Origin of the sequence: Streptomyces sp. NBC_01335 (genome assembly GCF_035953295.1) — a bacterium.
In the GTDB taxonomy this organism is placed as follows: Bacteria; Actinomycetota; Actinomycetes; order Streptomycetales; family Streptomycetaceae; genus Streptomyces.
Map to the genome: position 1 here is coordinate 929760 of NZ_CP108370.1, position 16887 is coordinate 946646.

Here is a 16887-nt window from a genome sequence, read left to right on the forward strand (position 1 = left end):
ACGAAGGAGTTCCCCATGACCCCATCCCGCACGGTCCTCGTGATCGGCGGCGGCGCGGCCGGCAACGCCGTGACGATCCTGCTGCGCCGCGCCGGGTACGCGGTGGACCTCGTCGAGGCCAAGGCCGACTGGAACGCGACCGCCGGCTCCGGCATCACCCTCCAGGGCAACGCCCTGCGCGTCCTGCGCGAACTGGGCGTCTGGGAGCAGGTGGAGGCGTCCGGCTTCGGCTTCGGCTCGGTCGGCATCACCGCACCCGACGGCACGGTCCTGCACACCCAGGACGACCTGCGCACCGGCGGCGACGACCTGCCCGCCACCGTCGGCATGCAGCGCCCCCGGCTCCAGCGGATCCTCATCGACGCGGTGCGCGCCAGTGGTGCGACCGTGCGGCTCGGTACCACCGCCGAAATCCTGGACCAGGACGCGCACGGCGTCTCGGTACGGCTCTCCGACGGCTCCGAGCACCGCTACGACCTGGTGATCGCCGCCGACGGCCTCGGTTCCGCCACACGCGCCGCCATCGGCATCCCCGCCCGACCGGAGCCCACCGGCATGGCCATCTGGCGCGTCGCCGCCCCGCGCCCGGCCGGCGTCACCCGTACCGACCTCGCCTACGGCGGGCCGGCCTACATCGCCGGCTACTGCCCCACCAGCGACACGACGCTGTACGCCTACGTCGTGGAGGCCAACCGCGACCGCGCCGGGATACCGCCCGAGTCGTACGCGGACGAGATGCGCCGCCTGACCCGGCACTACGGCGGGTTCTGGCCGGAGATCACCGAGCACGTCACGGATCCGGCGAAGGTCAACTACACCTGGTTCGACCGCATGCTGGTCGAGGGCTCCTGGCACCGCGGCCGGGTCGTCCTGGCCGGAGACGCCGCGCACTGCTGTCCGCCCACCCTCGCCCAGGGCGCCGCCCTCTCGCTGGAGGACGCGTGGGTGCTCGCGCAGATGCTGACCGGGGCCGACGACTGGGACGACGCGTTGTTCCAGGCGTACTACGAGCGGCGGATCGTCCGCGTCCGCCCGGTCGTGGAGGCGTCCGTCCGCATCGGGCAGTGGCAGCTCGACGGTGTACGTGACGCCGACGTGCCCGGTCTGATGGCCCGCACCATGACCATGCTCCGGGAACTGCCGTGACCGCGCCGGAGGTTCGGCAGGCCGCCCCCACGGTCGACGTCCACGCCCACGTCCTGCTGCCTCAGATCGAGGCGCTGGTCGAGGGGCGGCCGGGGCTGGCCGGGGCACGGGCGCTGGACGCCCGCCGCAACGGCCCCGCGGCCCTCGCCGTCAGCGGTCCCATGGTCCGCGCGCGCTTCCCCCGCCTGACCGACGTCACCGTACGGCTGGCGGCGATGGACGCGCAGGGTGTCGACGTCCAGCTGGTCAGCCCTTCCCCCTCGCACTACCACTACTGGGCGGACGAGGAGACGGCCGGGGAGGTGTACCGGCTGGCCAACGAGGCCACCGCGAAGCACTGTTCGGCCGCGCCGGCCCGGCTGCGCGGACTGGGCCTCGTACCGCTCCAGCACCCACAGCTCACCGTCGACGCCCTCGACCACGCTCTCGCGCAGGGCCTGCTCGGCGTCGAGATCTCCAGCCACGCGCCCGGCCGCGAACTCTCCGACCCGGCCTACGAACCCTTCTGGACCCGGGCCGAGGAGACGGGCGCGATCCTCTTCCTGCACCCCTTCGGCTGCACCCTCGACGAGCGCCTCGACCAGTGGTACCTGTCCAACACGGTCGGCCAGCCCACCGAGAACGCCGTCGCGCTCTCGCACCTGATCTTCTCCGGGGTACTCGACCGGCACCCCGGGCTGAAGCTGGTCGCGGCCCACGGCGGCGGCTACCTGCCCACCCACATCGGCCGCTCCGACCACGCCTGGTCCGCCCGGTCCGACGCGGGAGCCGGCTGCGCCCACCCGCCCAGCAGCTATCTGAAGCGGCTGTACTTCGACTCCCTCGTCCACGATCCCCGTGTGCTGCGGGAACTGGTCCGCGTCGCCGGGGCCGACCGGGTCCTGCTCGGCTCGGACTTCCCCTTCGACATGGGATCCGAGGACCCGGTCGGCGCCCTGCGCGCCGCCGCCCTGCCCGAGGCCGACTTCCACGCGATCCGCGGCCGCAACGCGGCCTCCCTCCTCCGGACGGACTGACACCATGCGCCTGCTCACCCACCTGAGGCACGTCGACCTCGCCGTGCCCGACTACGACAAGCAGCTCGACTTCTACGCGGGCGTCTGGGGACTGACCAAGGTCGCCGAGGATTCCGGCATCTCCTTCCTGGCCGCCGAGGGCTCCCCCGAGCAGTACGTCGTGCGGCTGCGCAAGGCCGACGAGAAGCGCCTCGACCTCGTCTCCTACGGCGCCGCGTCCGCAGCCGACGTGGACACCCTGGCGGAGCGACTCCTCGCCGGAGGCGTGCGGTTGGTCTCCCGTCCGGGCAGGGTCGACACCCCGGGCGGCGGATACGGCTTCCGCTTCTTCGATGTCGACGGCCGCACCATCGAGGTGTCCGCCGACGTCGAGGTGCGGCGCCACCGCAAGATCGAGGAGAAGGAGGCCATCCCGGTCAAGCTCTCGCACGTCGTGCTCAACTCGCCGGACCTGAACCGCACCCGCGAGTGGTACGAGCGCCACCTCGGCTTCGCGCTCTCCGACACGCTGAGCTCCCCGCACATGGGCGAGGTCATGCACTTCATGCGGATCAGCAACCAGCACCACTCCATGGCCATCGCCCAGGGCCCGCACACCGCCCTGCACCACGTCTCCTTCGAGATGCGCGGCATCGACGAGTACATGCGCGGCTCCGGCCGCGTCATGCGGGCCGGTCACAAGAAGGTCTGGGGCCCCGGCCGGCACATGGCGGGCGACAACACCTTCACCTACTTCCTCGACCCGCACGGCAACACCGTCGAATACACCACCGAGCTGGAGAACCTCGACGAGGACACCTGGCACCCGCACGTCTACGACTTCTCCCGGCCCGAGGTCACCGACCAGTGGGGCACCGCCAACGCCATGAACGAGCTGGTCGCCAAGGAGTCCTTCAACGACCCCGACCGCGGCGTCTTCATCGCTCCCCCGGTCTGATCCCTTCCGCCGAGTCCGGGGGCGCGGGCCACGGCCCACGCCCCCGAGGCGCCCCCTTCACGCCCGACCACACTCCGCCGGAGCCGCATCATGCGTTTCGCCACGTACGAACATCAGGAGCACCGCCGGGTGGCGGTCGTGGAAGAGGACGGCACCCTCTTCCCCCTGCCCGGGGTCACCTCGCTCACCGCTCTGATCCAGGAGACCTCCGGGCTCCCCGCGCTGCTCACCGCCGGATCGACGGCCCTCGACGGGCCGGCCGGCCCGCACGTCTCCCAGGTCCGGCCGCTTCCCCCGCTCCAGCCCGCTTCGGTACGGGACTTCGTGACCTTCGAGGAGCACGTGGAGGGGGTGCGCCGGTCCGTGGAAGGCGTCGGCGGCGTCCCCGAACAGTGGTACGCGGCCCCGACCTTCTACTTCACCAACCCACACGCGATCCACGGTCACCTCGACGGCATCCCGGTACCGCCCGGCTCGTCCGTCCTGGACTTCGAGCTGGAGGTCGGAGCCGTCATCGGCCGCGAGGGCTGCGACCTGACACCCCGTCAAGCCCGTGATCACATCATCGGCTACACCGTCTTCAACGACTGGTCCGCACGCGACCTCCAGAGCGCGGAGATGAAGGTCGGCCTCGGCCCCTGCAAGGGCAAGGACACCGCCACCACCCTGGGGCCGTACCTCGTCACCGCCGACGAACTGGAGCCCCACCGCGACGCGGACGGCTTCCTGCGGCTGGCCATGACCGCCGAGATCAACGGCCGGGTGGTCGGCGAGGACCTGCTGTCCCACATGAGCTGGACCTTCGAGGAGATGACCGCCTACGCCTCCCGCGGCACCCGCGTCGTCCCGGGCGACGTCCTCGGCTCCGGTACCTGCGGCAACGGCGGCTGCCTCGCCGAACTCTGGGGCCGGCGCGGCGAACAGTCCCCACCGCCGCTGAAGCCCGGTGACACCGTCACGCTCACCGTCGAGGGCCTCGGCGTCCTCACCAACACCGTCGTCGCCGGCGCCGACCCCGTCCCCCTCCCCACCGGGCGCCGCCGCCTCCGGGAGCGGCCGTGACCGACCCACGCTCCAGGAGGCTGCTCGGAAAGGTCGTGGTCGTCACCGGCGCAGCCCGCGGACAGGGCGCCGCCGAGGCCCGGCTGCTCACCCTGGAAGGGGCCCGCGTCATCCCCACCGACGTGACCGGCGCACCCGGCTGCCGGCGTCTCGACGTCACCAGCGAGACGGACTGGGCCGAACTCGCGGACGAACTGCGGGAGTCGTACGGGCAGGTGCACGGCCTGGTCAACAACGCCGGCATCACCTGGCGGGCCCGGCTCGGCGACGTACGCCCGGCGGACATGGCCCGCGTCCACGCGGTCAACGTCACCGGTCCGCTCCTCGGCATGCAGTATGTGACGCCGCTCATGCGCCCCGGCTCCTCCATCGTCAACGTCGGTTCGTCCGCTGCCCTCACCGCTCACTACCCGGTCGCCTACACGACCAGCAAGTGGGCACTGCGCGGCCTGTCGAAGACCGCTGCCCTGGAGCTCGGACCGCGCGGCATCCGCGTCAACACGATCCATCCCGGTTACATCGAGACCGGGATGACCGCCTCGGCCGCACCCGCGTTCCGCGAGGTGAACGTCCGCGAGACACCGCTGGGCCGCACGGGCACCGTCGGCGAGGTCGCGCCGCTGGTGGCGTTCCTGCTGTCCGACGACGCGTCGTTCATCACCGGTGCGGAGATTCCGGTGGACGGCGGCATGACCGCGCACGGCGGCGTCAAGTCGGTCTCCGACGCACTGCGCGAGGCCCCCAACTGAAAGGCACCACGCACCCATGAACAAGGTCCGCGCCGGCGCCGCCGAAGCGGTCGCCGACATCCCCGACGGTGCCTCGCTCGCCGTCGGCGGCTTCGGCCTCAGTGGCGTACCCGAAACCCTGATTCGCGCCCTGTACGACCGGGGCACGACCGGTCTGAACGTCGTCTCCAACAACTGCGGTGTCGACGGCCGCGGTCTGGGCATCCTGCTCTCCGCCGGCCGCATCGCCCGCGTCACCGGCTCCTACGTCGGCGAGAACAAGGAGTTCGCCCGTCAGTACCTCGGCGGTGAACTGGAGGTCGAACTCACCCCGCAGGGAACCCTCGCGGAACGGCTGCGCGCGGGCGGTGCGGGCATCCCCGCCTTCTACACCCCGGCCGGCGTCGGCACCCAGGTGGCGAACGGCGGCCTGCCCTGGCGGTACGCGGCCGACGGCACGGTGGCCGTGGCCTCCCCGCCCAAGGAGACCCGCGACTTCGCGGGCCGCGCCCACGTCCTGGAGCACGGCATCACCACCGATTTCTCCCTCGTACGGGCCTGGCGCGGCGACCGCCACGGCAACCTGCTCTTCCGCCGTGCCGCCGCCAACTTCAATCCCCTCGCCGCCATGGCCGGCCGCGTCACCGTCGCCGAGGTCGAGGAACTCGTCGAACCGGGCGCACTCCACCCCGAGGACATCCACCTGCCCGGCATCTACGTCCAGCGGATCGTGGCCCTCACCGCCGAGCAGGCCGCCGACAAGCAGATCGAGAAGAGGACGGTACGCGTCTGATGGCCTGGACCCGCGACCAGATGGCCGCCCGCGCGGCCGCCGAACTCACCGACGGCTCCTACGTCAACCTCGGCATCGGCCTGCCCACTCTCCTTCCGGGCCATCTCCCGCCCGGCGTCCACGTCGTCCTGCACTCCGAGAACGGCATCCTCGGCACCGGCCCCTACCCCGTCGAGAGCGAGGTCGACCCCGACCTGGTCAACGCCGGCAAGGAGACCGTCACCGTGCTGCCGGGAGCCTCCTTCTTCGACTCCGCGCTCTCCTTCGGCATGATCCGGGGCGGCCACATCGACACCGCGGTACTGGGCGCCATGCAGGTGTCCGAACGCGGTGACCTCGCCAACTGGATGATCCCCGGAAAGATGGTCAAGGGCATGGGCGGCGCGATGGACCTCGTCCACGGGGCCCGCCGCGTCATCGTCCTCATGGAACACACCGCCAAGGACGGCACTCCCAAGATCCTCGGCGAGTGCACGCTCCCCCTCACCGGCGAGCGGTGCGTCCACCGGATCATCACCGACCTCGGAGTCCTCGACGTCACCCCCGACGGGCTCGCCCTGGTCGAGACCGCCCCAGGCGTCACCGTCGAAGACGTCACCGCCCGGACCGGCGCCGCCGTGCGCGTGGACAGCGTCTCCGCGGCCTGCTGAGCCCTGAGGCACGGCCGTCCCCGCGGGCCCGGTGGCAACCCACTGCCGACGGACCCATTGCCCGCAGAACACCCTCACTCGCCCACGGAGGCCAGATGCCCGTCACCCCTTCCCCACTCCACATCGCCGTGGTCGGCGGCGGCATCGGCGGACTGGCAGCCGCATTGGCGACCGCCCGCGCCGGCCACCGCGTGACTCTCGTGGAACGAGCCACCCGCTTCGGCGAGATAGGCGCCGGCCTGCAACTCGCCCCGAACGCTTCCCTCGCCCTCGACGAACTCGGCGTACTCGCCGCCGTACGGCACACCGCCGTGGCGCCACCCCGGCTGGTGATGATGGACGCCCTCACCGGACACGAGGTCACCGCCCTCGACCTCCGCGGCGCGGCCTACTCCGACCGCTTCGCGCACCCCTACCTCGTCACCCACCGGACCGACCTGCACGCCGCGCTGCTGACCGCCTGCCAGGAACATCCGGGCGTCACCTTGCGCACGGGGCACACCGTCACCGAGGCGGAACAGAACGGCTCCGGCGTCCACCTGACCTTCGCCGAGAGCCACGCGGGACTGAGCGCCGACGCGGTGGTCGCGGCCGACGGACTGCACTCCCGCGTGCGCCAGTCGTTGGTGAACGACGGAGAACCGGTCTGTTCGCGGTACGTCGCCTTCCGCGGCGCCCTCCCCACCGGGAAGATGACCGGCCCGATGTCCCGACACGCCGCCTCGGAAGCGGTGATGGTCTGGGCCGGGCCACGCATGCACCTGGTGCAGTACCCCGTACGCCGCGGTGAGCTCTACAACCAGGTCGCCGTCTTCGAGAGCGACCACTACACCCCGGACTCCGACGACTGGGGCACCGAAGCCGAACTCGAGGAGCGCTTCGCCGGCACCTGCCAGGCCGTGCGGGACGCCTTGCCCCTCGTCTCACGCGACCGGCGGTGGCCGCTCTACGACCGCGCCCCGATCGACACCTGGGTGCACGGCCGTATCGCCCTCCTCGGCGACGCCGCGCACCCCATGCTCCAGTACCTCGCACAGGGCGCGTGCCAGGCGCTGGAGGACGCGGTGGCGCTCGGACAGACTCTCGCCCGGTGCTCGGACCCTGCCGAGGCCTTCGCCGCGTACGCGGACCGGCGCCGCGAACGGGCGGCGCTCGTCCAGACCAACGCCCGCCGTTTCGGCGAGATCTGCCACCTGGAAGGCATGGGGGCCACCCTGCGCAACATGCTCCTCTCGTCACGCGGCCCCGAGGCGTTCGACGACATCTCCTGGGTGTGGACCCCCACCCCCGCATCTGCTCCCGCCCGGTGAACGGGCTCGCCGAGGAGGACACCATGACGACCGACGACAACGCCTACAAGGCCCTGGAGAGCCTGGGAGCCGCCCCGTTGTGGCGCTTCTACGGCAATCTCTTCCCCGCACAGCCCAAGAGCCGTGCCGTGCCCTACCGCTGGCGCTGGCAGGAACTGCGGCCGCATCTGTTGCACTTCTCCGAAACGCTCTCGCTGGACGAGGCGGAACGCAGGGTGCTCATGCTGGTGAACCCCGGCCTGACCGATCCACCCGCTACCGTCAACACCCTGTACGCGGGACTGCAGATCATCCTGCCCGGCGAGACCGCCCAGGCACACCGGCACACGTCCAACGCCTTCCGCTTCATCCTGGAGGGCAGCGGTGCGTGGACGACGGTCAACGGCGAGCGTGTCTTCATGTCGCCGGGCGACCTGCTGCTCACCCCCGGCTGGCACTGGCACGACCACACGCACGAGGGCGACGCTCCGATGATCTGGCTGGACGCCCTCGACTACCCCCTCGTCAACGCCCTGGAGGCGGGCTTCTACGAGAAGTACCCGCAGCGCCTCCAGCCCGTGACCCGCCCGGACGACGCCGGCACAAGGCAATTCCTGCACGGTCGGCTGAACCCGGTCTGGCTCACCCAGGACGGGCCCAACTCCCCTGTGTCCCGCTACACATGGGAAGAGACCCGACGCGCTCTGGAGGGGATCTCCGACACCGCGGCGGGCAGCGACGTCGACGGCATCGTCCTCGAGTACACCAACCCGTGGACGGGCGGCCCCGTCATGCCGACCATCGGCTGCCGCGTCCAGCGGCTGCGCCCGGGCTTCCAGGGAGCCGGATACCGGCACACCGCCTCCACCATCTTCACCGTGGTCCGCGGGGAAGGCACCACGATCGTGGACGGCGAGCGGCTGGAGTGGTCCGCGAACGACACCTTCGCCGTGCCCGGCTGGGCGTCCTACCGGCACCTCAACCACTCCGCCTCCCACGACGCCGTCCTGTTCTCCTACAGCAACGAGCCCGTCATGCGCTCCCTCGGCCTGTACCGCGCGGAAGACGCCGACCCCGGCGCCTGAACCGCGCCCCACCCGGACATCCCGTATCCGTATCCCGTAATCCGCAAGGAGGCCCAGATGCGTCTGGCCCTGTTCAACGACGGGCGACTCGGAGTCGTCGACGGCGACGACCTCGTCGACGTGACCGAGCAACTCGTCGGTACCGGCACACCCGGCCCGGCCGGAGCGCTGCACCGGCACATCGAGACCGCGGCCAGTGAGGGAGCTGCCCTGCTGGACCTCTCCGGCCTCGCGCGCGTCCCGCTGGCCGAGGCTGTCCTGGAGGCGCCGCTGCCCCGTCCCGGCAAGATCATCGGGGCGCCGGTCAACTACCTCGACCACAAGGCCGAGATGGAGTACACCACCTCCATCTCCGACCTGGGCGTCTTCCTCAAGGCCAACTCCTCGGTCATCGGGCCGGGCCAGGACGTCCTCCTGCCCTACACGGACAAGCGCACCGACCAGGAAGGCGAGCTGGGCGTCGTCATCGGCCGCACCGCCAGCCACGTCGACGCGGCCGACGCGCTGGACCACGTCTTCGGCTACACCTGCGTCCTGGACATCACCGTGCGATCCGGCGAGGACCGTTCCACACGCAAGTCGTTCGACACGTTCACACCGATCGGGCCGTGGATCGTCACCGCCGACGAGATACCGGACCCCGACTGCCTCGACCTGCGCTGCGACGTCAGCGGTGGCACCCGGCAGCGGACGAACACCGCGGATCTGATCTTCGGCATCCGTGAACTGATCGCCTACACGTCGTCCGTCATGACCCTCCACCCTGGTGACGTGATCGCGACCGGCACACCGGCCGGCGTGGGGCCGCTCGCCCACGGTGACACGATCGTCCTGGACATCGAACAGGTCGGCCGTCTGGAAGTGGGCGTCGACGGGACCCTGGCCGTTCCCTACGAGCAGCGCCCCGGGCGTCGGGCGCGCTGACAGCGACACGTCCTTCGAGGTGGTGCCGGGCGCTCCCGGGCCCCCGGGGCTACCGGTCGGCCGACCAGCACCACCTCACACACGCGACCGGGGGACAGCCCGGAGCGGGGCAGCACGGCAGGAGGCTACCGAGCGGCAGGGAGCGCGGCCCCGGTCATCCGCGCAGGCCGTCCTGGCCTCACGCAGCGCCACGGAGCGCACGAGGCCCTGCCCACCTCCCCCAGGCCCGGCCACCGCCATGAGGAGGAGGTCCTCGCCGCGATCCGCACCGGGTCCGCTCACGCCGTCGACGCAATCATCGTTTCGACGAGTCGATCCGGGAGTAGCGTGCTGGTCATGGACTTTCGCACCACCGTTGAGCGCGCTCAGCGCCTGAAGCAGCTGCATGCCGAGCACAAGCCGCTCGTACTGCCGACCGTGTGGGACGTCTGGTCCGCGCGGACGGCAGCCGACGCCGGGTTCCCCGCGCTGACCATCGGCAGTCATCCGCTCGCCACCTCCCGGGGGGCCGACGACCACGAAGGGCAGACCTTCGAGGAGGTGATCGCCGCAGTCCGACCGATCGTCGCAGCGGTCGACATCCCCGTGTCCGTGGACCTGGAGGCCGGGTACGGACAAGAGCCCGTGGACCTCATCGCCGGACTCACCGAGGCCGGCGGCGTCGGTCTCAACCTTGAGGACACCGTCCATTCCGACGGCGGACGCGTGCGCAGCACGCACGAGCACGCGCGGTACATCGCCGGGCTGCGCGCGGCGGCCGACGACGCGGGGATCCCGGTCTGGATCAACGGGCGGACCGACCTCTTCCTCCTCGCGGAGAAACCCGCCGATGTCCTCGACGAGGTGATCGAGCGCCTGCGGGCCATGGAGGAAGCCGGCGCCGACAGCCTCTACCCCGTGCGTATCCAGGACGACGACGATCTGCTCCTGGCCGTGACTGGTTCCGTAGGCGTCCCGGTGAACTCCACCGCTCATCCCGTCAAGCACGACCTCGAACGCTTCCGGCGCCTCGGTGTCGGCAGGATCACCTACGGCCCGCTGCTGCAAGTCGCGATGACCGACGCGATGAAGAGCGTGCTCGGGCCGTGGGCTCCCTGACGGGCTGAGCGTGCGGCGGGTCCTCGATGGGGCGCCCTGTCGCGCGGGGCGCACCCGTCCGGCCCCATCGCCCCAGCCAGGACGCATCGGGACTCAGGACGCAGGCGGGTGGCGGGCCGACCGAGCTGCAGGGAAGGGCGTGGGCCTCGCGTCTGCGTCTCCCCCACCGGCACGGCGCGGTTCGACCGGATTCGTTGCGCAGAGGATGTCCGGCGACGGCAGGGGCCGGCAGCGGGCCCTTGCCGTCACCCCGTCGTCCGTCAGAGTGGCAGCTTGCGCTTCTTCCGCCGCCGCCTCTCGCTGAAGGCGGTCAGGGTGAAGACCGCCGCGATCGCGACGGCGAACGGTAGGGAGCCGAGAACGTCCGTGGTGGCCAGGGTCTCCACGAGACAGAAGAGCACGCCCATGATCAAACCTGTACGGATGGGATGCCTTGCAGCCCACTTGCGCGTGTGGGTGCGCGGGTCGGAGAACACGCTTCGTACCCTCCCGTCTTGAGAAGTCAGGCCAGTGGTGGAAGGCCCTGCGGCCTCCTCGTCACGGTGTGCGGGCACCTCGGACACCGGCCCTCCCACCGCGGTAGTACTTCCTGCTGTTTCCGGCACAGCGTCCCACCAGCCCGTCCCGGGCTCCGCGCCGGCTACCGGCCCGGTATCCGCCCACGGGACGCTTGCGCTTTTCGTCCCGTAGCGGTGGGCGACCCATCCGGCGACGGCCCCATGCGGCCGCCCGGGCGGAGGCAACGCCCTCGGGAGCATCGTCGGCCGCGAGCCAGCGCCCCCGCGCGACGAGTTGGACGCCCGCGTGGCCCAGGTGCGCACATCCCCGCAGCGCTCACAGGGCGGGTGGCGACACCGCCGGCCGAGGACTGACCGGCGGCCGACCCGCCCGGCGGCCGTTCCTGGCCATCTCCCGGCCCGGCCGGTGGGGCGCCTCGGCGGGAAAGGCGGGCTTGCCGGGTGCGGGGGCGGAGTGAATCCGTCTGTCGCGGGGCGGTTCTCGCAGGGTGGCGGAGTGGCGGCCCGGATGGGAGGGGTGATCTCGTGTGCGGGCAAGGAGGATTCCGGACATCAGGACATCGGCCGGTGCGTACGGGTGCGTATCCAGGCGCACTTGGCGCCAACGGGCGATCCACCCAACGATGGATCCGCCGGTGAACGCCCTTCGAGAGCGAGGGCGCCGGTGAGGCGAAGGGAGTCCGCGATGAACGAGGGCACCGAGCACGTCGAAGAGGTCCAGGAAGAGGAAATTCCCGAGTTCGCCCTGATGATCGACGTCCCGGACTGATCCCCCGCCCGGCAGAGCTGCCGGACAGCAGGGGAACAGCCGGCAAGGCGCGCGTGCGGCGGGCTCACGGGCCCGCCGCACGCTGCCGTCCCGGACAGGGACACCCCTTTGGGGGAGGCGCCCCGAGGCGGGGGACAAAGGACAGCGAGAAGGGGACTCTCATGCGCGTTCAGCCGGATGCCGGGGAAGCCGCGGGCGACCGGGCGGCCCTCCTGGGACGGATGCGGGCCGTGCTGGACCGGGCAGGTGTCGAGGCCCCGCCCGACGCCCGGCTGCGCCACCCGGCGGCCGTCGAGGTGGTCCACCGGGTGCAGGGCGAACTGCGCGCCGGACCGCTCCACGCCGACCGGCTGCGGGCCGCGGCAGCCGGGTTCGACCGGCTGCCGGCCTCCGGCTGTGCGCCCGCCGTTCCCCGAGGTCATCTGCACCGCAGCGTGGCACGGGCCCTGCGCTCCATCCCACCTCGCACGCGACCCGACGGGCAGCCCGTGACGGCCGAGGTCGCGGAGTGGCGGACACCCGAACGCGACGTGCTCGTCGAGGCGTTGGAGGTGCTGGACACCGTCTGGCCGCAGAGCGCCGACGAGACCCGCGAGACGGTCGCCGAGGTCGCCCTGCTGGACGGCGACGCGATCGACGGTTACACCGACTTCACCATCCACGGTGCCGTCCTCCTCAACCGGAGCCGCCTCGCCGTCGGCCGGGACGGGCTGCCCGGGGTGGTGCGCTGCGCCGAGGCCCTCGTGCACGAGGGCACCCACACGCGGTGCAATGCCGCCGCTTCCCGCAGGCCGTTCCTGGTGCCGGCCGGTGGCCCGGAGGGGGCGCCGCGCGGGGCAGGGGGGACGGAGATCCTGGTGGCGACTCCGCTGCGCGCGGATCCGAGGCCGCTGACCGGGCTGTTCCAGCAGGTGGTGGTTCTGGCCCGGAGCGTGGAGTTCTACCGGCGGCTGGTGGCCGGCGGGTCGGCCGGCTCCGGATCGTGGGACGGCGCCTCGGCGGCCGGGGCGCGGCGCGCGCTGCTGCGGAAGGGCGGGCTCCAGGCCGTGGCGACCCTGTCCGTGCACGCGGGCGCCCTGACGGAGGAGGGCGTGCGGGTCCTGGACGAGTGCGCCGTCATCCTCCGGTCCGCCGCATGACGGCATGGACACCGCAGGTCTTCACGCCGTGGCCCGCGCACCCGGGTGTTCTGATGGCACGGGTCGCAGCCCGGTCCGCCGCCTTCGACGGTACGAGCGCGGCGGGCGGCGCGTCGGTGCTGGTCGGCAGCGCCGCCGGGCACGACCGTGACCGGGTGGTGCTCGGCGCCCGGGGCGAGCTGCTGGAGCGGCTCGGCAACGTCCTCGCCGGGCGCGAGGCGGAGGCGGCGGCCGGGACGCCCGCGGGGACGGTCGGCACCCGCCACGAGCTGGCCGGTGCGGGAGTCCTGGTACTGGCACCGGAGGAGCGTCCGGAAGGGCGCCGGCTCTGGGTGCGCGGGCGCACGCACCGGGGCGAGCCCGTGCTCGTCGCGGCAGGCGCCGCGTTCCTCCAGCACCGCCCGCCGCCCGGCTGTGAGCGCCTGCCCAGGACCGGTTCCACGGGTGTCGCCTCGCACCCGGACCCTGAGGCGGCGGCCCGGCACGCCGCCTGGGAGGTCCTGGAACGCGATCTCGTACGCAGGAGCTGGTTCGGGCTCACCGAGGGCGCGCCGCGCCGAGTCCGGGCGGTGCTGCCCCCGGCGCTCGCCGAACTCGCCCGGGACCAGGCGTTCCTGGTGACGGCCTTTCTGCTGCCCGCGCCCGCCGGGGCGGCCTGTGCCGTCGCCTGCGTGCACCGCGTCGACGGCACCGGCCAGACCTTCGGGGCTCGCTGCGGCCCCGGCACCTCGGTGCCCGAGCTGGTCGAGAAGGCGGTGTACGAGGCGCTGATGGTGCGCTGGAGCATGGGCACCGAGGTCGCCCGTCGCACCTGGGAGCAGTGGCGCGGTCAGAGCCCGCCCACCACCGCGGTGCAGCACGCGCTGTGGGCGTACCACCGGCAGGACAGCCTGCGCCTGTGGGGGGTGGCGCGGGAGTCGGGCGACGGCCCCTCGCAGGCGCCTCCCGCGGGGGCACCGGACGCGCCCCCGGACGTGCCCGCGGAGCGGCCGTTTCCCGCCGACGCCGACGCCGGTCCGGGGTCCGGCGCCGTCGATCCCGTCCGCGTGCTCGCCGGACACACCGGCCGGGACGTGGTGCTCGTCGACACCACCGGGAGGCCCGCCCGCGAGGCGGGAGTCCGGGTGGTGCGCGTACTCGCCCCCGGCGCGCGGCAGTTGCCCAGCGGTACGGGTCCCGGTCACCCCCACCCCTTTGGTTAGGAGCCCCCATGGCCACCATCGTGCCCCCGGACCACGGGTCCGTGAACGCCGAGCCGCCGCGCGCGGAGCCCCGGATCGCCGGGCCCGCGTACGCCGCCGAGTTCGCCGGGGACTACGACCGCTGGTTCGGCAAGCCGAACATCAGCGCGTCCACCGTCGACGCGCTCGACGACCTGGCCGCACTCGCCGGTGCCGGGCGACCGGTGCTCGAACTCGGCATCGGCACCGGGCGGATCGCGCTCCCGCTGCGCGCACGCGGGATCGACGTGCACGGGATCGACGGCTCCCCGGCCATGGTGCGGCAGCTCCGGGAGAAACCGGGCGGCACCGAAGTCCCCGTCACGCTGGGGGACTTCTCCGAGGTCCCGGTGACCGGGGAGTTCGGAGTCGTCTATCTCGCGGCGGGAACCTTCTTCGAACTGCCCGACCAGGAGGCGCAGTCACGCTGCTTCGAGAAGGTCGTGCCCCGTCTGGCCCCCGGTGGCCTCTTCGTCTTCGACGCGCACGTCCCCGAGCAGCTCGCCGCACACGCGCAGGGCGCCGAGGTCGTCTCCGAGGGCGAGGACCACCTGGTGCTCTGCTACCGCAGGATCGACGCCTCGGCGCAGCGGTACCGCTCGCACTACGTCATCCACGAGGCGGGCTCCACCCGGCACCTGCGGGTCGAGTTCCGGTACGCGGCCCACGGCGAGCTGGACCTGATGGCCGGGCGGGCCGGGCTGCGCCTCAAGGAGCGCTGGGGAAGCTGGGCGGGCGCGCCCTTCACCCGCGACAGCGCGTACCACGTCTCGGTGTACGAGCACGCCTGACCGGCCCGACCGCACCCACGACGGGCCCGCAGTCCGCCGACCGCAGGCCCACCGGCCAACGCCGCGACACCGCTGGAGGCACGATGACCGAGACCGACGCCCGTACGGAAACGGGTGGGGAACCCCGGGAAACCCTGCGGTCCTTTCCCCTGAAGGTGCCCGAGGGGCTCGGCCCCATCCCCGAACTGGCCGAGCTCCGCAGACGGGAGCCGGTCGTTCGGGTCCGGGTGCCCAGCGGCGGCACCGCCTGGCTGGTGACGCGGCACGCCGATGTCCGCAAGGTGCTGGCCGACCCCCGTTTCAGCCGAAGGCGCGCGAGCCGGGGTCCCGCCGGACCGGGCGGGGGCGCCCCGAGGCGCACAGCGCTGCCCGACTCGATCCTGGCCGCCGACCCGCCCGAGCACTCCCGGCTGCGCAAGCTCGTCGCGCCCTCGCTCACCGCACGCAGGACGGAGGCGATGAGGGCGGACATCGCACGGCTCGCGGACTCCCTGCTGACCGATGTCGCCGAGCAGGGTCCCGGTGCCGACCTCGTGCCGCACTTCACCCGGCCCCTGCCGCTGACCGTCATCTGCGATCTGCTCGGTACGCCGAGGGTCGACGCCGAACGCCTCGACGCCTGGGACAACATCCTGCGCAGCGTCACCGCGCGCAACGCCGAAGTCAGCGCGGTCGTGGCGGAGATGAGCGACTACCTCGCCCGGCTCCTGGCGGTGAAGCGCGCCCACCCCGGCAACGACATGCTGAGTGTCCTCATCGCGGCCAGGGACGACGAGGACCGTTTGAGCGAAGGCGAGCTGATCTCCTTCTGCATCGTGCTGCTGGCCGGAGGCTACGGCACCACGGCGGACCGGCTTGCGGGTCTCGTCCATCTCCTGCTCCAGAATCCGCCAGGGACGGCCGGGCGAGCGGGGGCGGAGCCGGAGCGGTACGCGCTGCTCCGCCGCGATCCCGGCCTCGTCCCCGGCGCGGTGGAGGAGCTGCTGCGGTACGCGCAGGCCAGCGTGGGGTCGAACATGCGGGTCGCCACCGAGCCCGTGCGCCTGGGAGATGTGACGGTCGCCGAAGGGGAGACCGTCATCGCGCTCATGTCCTCCGCCAACCACGACGAGACGGTGTACGAGGAGCCCGAGCTGCTCGACCTCACCCGGGCCGCGCCCGCGCACCTCGCCTTCGGCCACGGCGCCCACTTCTGCGTCGGCGCCCAACTCGCCCGCATCCAGCTCCAAGAGGCGTTGACCGCCCTGACCCGCCGATTCCCCACCCTCCACGCGGCCGCGCCGCCCGCCTGGAAGGGCGACCGGATCACCCGCGCCCCGCGCACTCTTCCGGTCGCCTGGTGACGCGCCGATGACCTCCCGGATCATCCTCGACCGGCAGCTGTGCATCGGTTCCGGGATGTGCGCCGCAACGGCCCCCGAACACTTCGTCCTCGACGCCGACCGCCGCTCCCGCCTGCTGCCCGGTGCGGCTGGACCTGACGAGCGCGTCGAGGACGCGGTGCTGCTCTGCCCGATGGAGGCAATCGCTCTGCGGGAAGAGCCGCCGGAAGGGGCTCCCCCGCACGCCGAGGGGTGACGGCCGAAACGGGCACGGGCACGGGAGCGGAACACCGGTCAGACGGGCGCGGCGGCCCGCTGCCACGAGTGTCTACGGTCACCGGCCCTCGGCCGCGTGCGCGGGTGCCGGGTCCCACGGGTGGAGCTGGTGGGCCGCGAGAGC

17 protein-coding genes are annotated in these 16887 nt (G+C 72.4%); 16 read left to right on the forward strand and 1 reads right to left on the reverse strand.

The annotated features are described in order from the left end of the window. Positions 1–15: 15 nt before the first annotated feature. The 11 genes from OG599_RS03700 to OG599_RS03750 all read left to right on the forward strand — a co-directional run bounded on the left by OG599_RS03700 (position 16) and on the right by OG599_RS03750 (position 10728). Positions 16–1146, forward strand: a complete 1131-nt coding sequence (locus tag OG599_RS03700) for an FAD-dependent oxidoreductase (RefSeq protein ID WP_327174489.1) — start codon at positions 16–18, stop codon at positions 1144–1146. Further along, a complete protein-coding gene (locus tag OG599_RS03705; RefSeq protein WP_327174490.1) occupies positions 1143–2162 on the forward strand; it encodes an amidohydrolase family protein in 1020 nt (339 codons plus the stop codon). The genes OG599_RS03700 and OG599_RS03705 overlap by 4 nt, the downstream gene beginning before the upstream one ends. A 4-nt stretch (positions 2163–2166) precedes the next feature. Next, a complete protein-coding gene (locus OG599_RS03710; RefSeq protein ID WP_327174491.1) occupies positions 2167–3099 on the forward strand; it encodes a VOC family protein in 933 nt (310 codons plus the stop codon). Between the two features lie 90 nt (positions 3100–3189). Beyond that, a complete protein-coding gene (locus OG599_RS03715; RefSeq protein WP_327174492.1) occupies positions 3190–4161 on the forward strand; it encodes a fumarylacetoacetate hydrolase family protein in 972 nt (323 codons plus the stop codon). Further along, positions 4158–4910: an SDR family NAD(P)-dependent oxidoreductase gene (locus OG599_RS03720; protein WP_327174493.1), complete on the forward strand. Its 753-nt coding sequence runs from the start codon at positions 4158–4160 to the stop codon at positions 4908–4910. Before OG599_RS03715 ends, OG599_RS03720 begins: the two co-directional genes overlap by 4 nt. 16 nt (positions 4911–4926) lie before the next feature. Continuing rightward, positions 4927–5682 carry a CoA transferase subunit A gene (locus OG599_RS03725; RefSeq protein WP_327174494.1) on the forward strand — a complete coding sequence of 252 codons (756 nt, stop codon included), beginning with the start codon at positions 4927–4929 and terminating at the stop codon, positions 5680–5682. Beyond that, positions 5682–6332, forward strand: a complete 651-nt coding sequence (locus OG599_RS03730; protein WP_327174495.1) for a CoA transferase subunit B — start codon at positions 5682–5684, stop codon at positions 6330–6332. The genes OG599_RS03725 and OG599_RS03730 overlap by 1 nt, the downstream gene beginning before the upstream one ends. Positions 6333–6427: 95 nt before the next feature. Then, positions 6428–7642, forward strand: a complete 1215-nt coding sequence (locus tag OG599_RS03735; protein ID WP_327174496.1) for an FAD-dependent monooxygenase — start codon at positions 6428–6430, stop codon at positions 7640–7642. 23 nt (positions 7643–7665) lie between these two features. Next, a complete protein-coding gene (locus OG599_RS03740) occupies positions 7666–8706 on the forward strand; it encodes a cupin domain-containing protein (protein ID WP_327174497.1) in 1041 nt (346 codons plus the stop codon). 57 nt (positions 8707–8763) lie between these two features. Continuing rightward, the gene (locus tag OG599_RS03745; RefSeq protein WP_327174498.1) at positions 8764–9630 is read left to right on the forward strand and encodes a fumarylacetoacetate hydrolase family protein; all 867 of its coding nucleotides are present in this window, start codon (positions 8764–8766) and stop codon (positions 9628–9630) included. A gap of 336 nt (positions 9631–9966) precedes the next feature. After that, a complete protein-coding gene (locus OG599_RS03750) occupies positions 9967–10728 on the forward strand; it encodes an isocitrate lyase/PEP mutase family protein (RefSeq protein WP_327174499.1) in 762 nt (253 codons plus the stop codon). 260 nt (positions 10729–10988) lie between these two features. Here the strand turns inward: OG599_RS03750 and OG599_RS03755 are convergent, their stop codons facing one another. Beyond that, complete coding sequence (locus tag OG599_RS03755) at positions 10989–11135, reverse strand: hypothetical protein (RefSeq protein ID WP_327174500.1); 147 nt, start codon at positions 11133–11135, stop codon at positions 10989–10991. A gap of 1041 nt (positions 11136–12176) precedes the next feature. On the opposite strand from OG599_RS03755, the gene OG599_RS03760 reads away from it, so the two are divergent. The 5 genes from OG599_RS03760 to OG599_RS03780 all read left to right on the forward strand — a co-directional run bounded on the left by OG599_RS03760 (position 12177) and on the right by OG599_RS03780 (position 16743). After that, positions 12177–13154 (forward strand): aKG-HExxH-type peptide beta-hydroxylase, encoded by a 978-nt coding sequence (locus tag OG599_RS03760; protein WP_327174501.1) that lies wholly within the window; start codon positions 12177–12179, stop codon positions 13152–13154. Continuing rightward, positions 13151–14356 (forward strand): YcaO-like family protein, encoded by a 1206-nt coding sequence (locus OG599_RS03765; RefSeq protein WP_327174502.1) that lies wholly within the window; start codon positions 13151–13153, stop codon positions 14354–14356. Before OG599_RS03760 ends, OG599_RS03765 begins: the two co-directional genes overlap by 4 nt. Before the next feature lie 8 nt (positions 14357–14364). Next, entirely contained in the window at positions 14365–15165 is an 801-nt protein-coding gene (locus tag OG599_RS03770) for a class I SAM-dependent DNA methyltransferase (protein ID WP_327174503.1), read from the forward strand. An 83-nt stretch (positions 15166–15248) separates the two neighbouring features. Beyond that, entirely contained in the window at positions 15249–16508 is a 1260-nt protein-coding gene (locus OG599_RS03775) for a cytochrome P450 (protein ID WP_327174504.1), read from the forward strand. A gap of 7 nt (positions 16509–16515) precedes the next feature. Then, positions 16516–16743: a ferredoxin gene (locus OG599_RS03780; protein ID WP_327174505.1), complete on the forward strand. Its 228-nt coding sequence runs from the start codon at positions 16516–16518 to the stop codon at positions 16741–16743. The last annotated feature ends 144 nt before the right edge of the window (positions 16744–16887 follow it).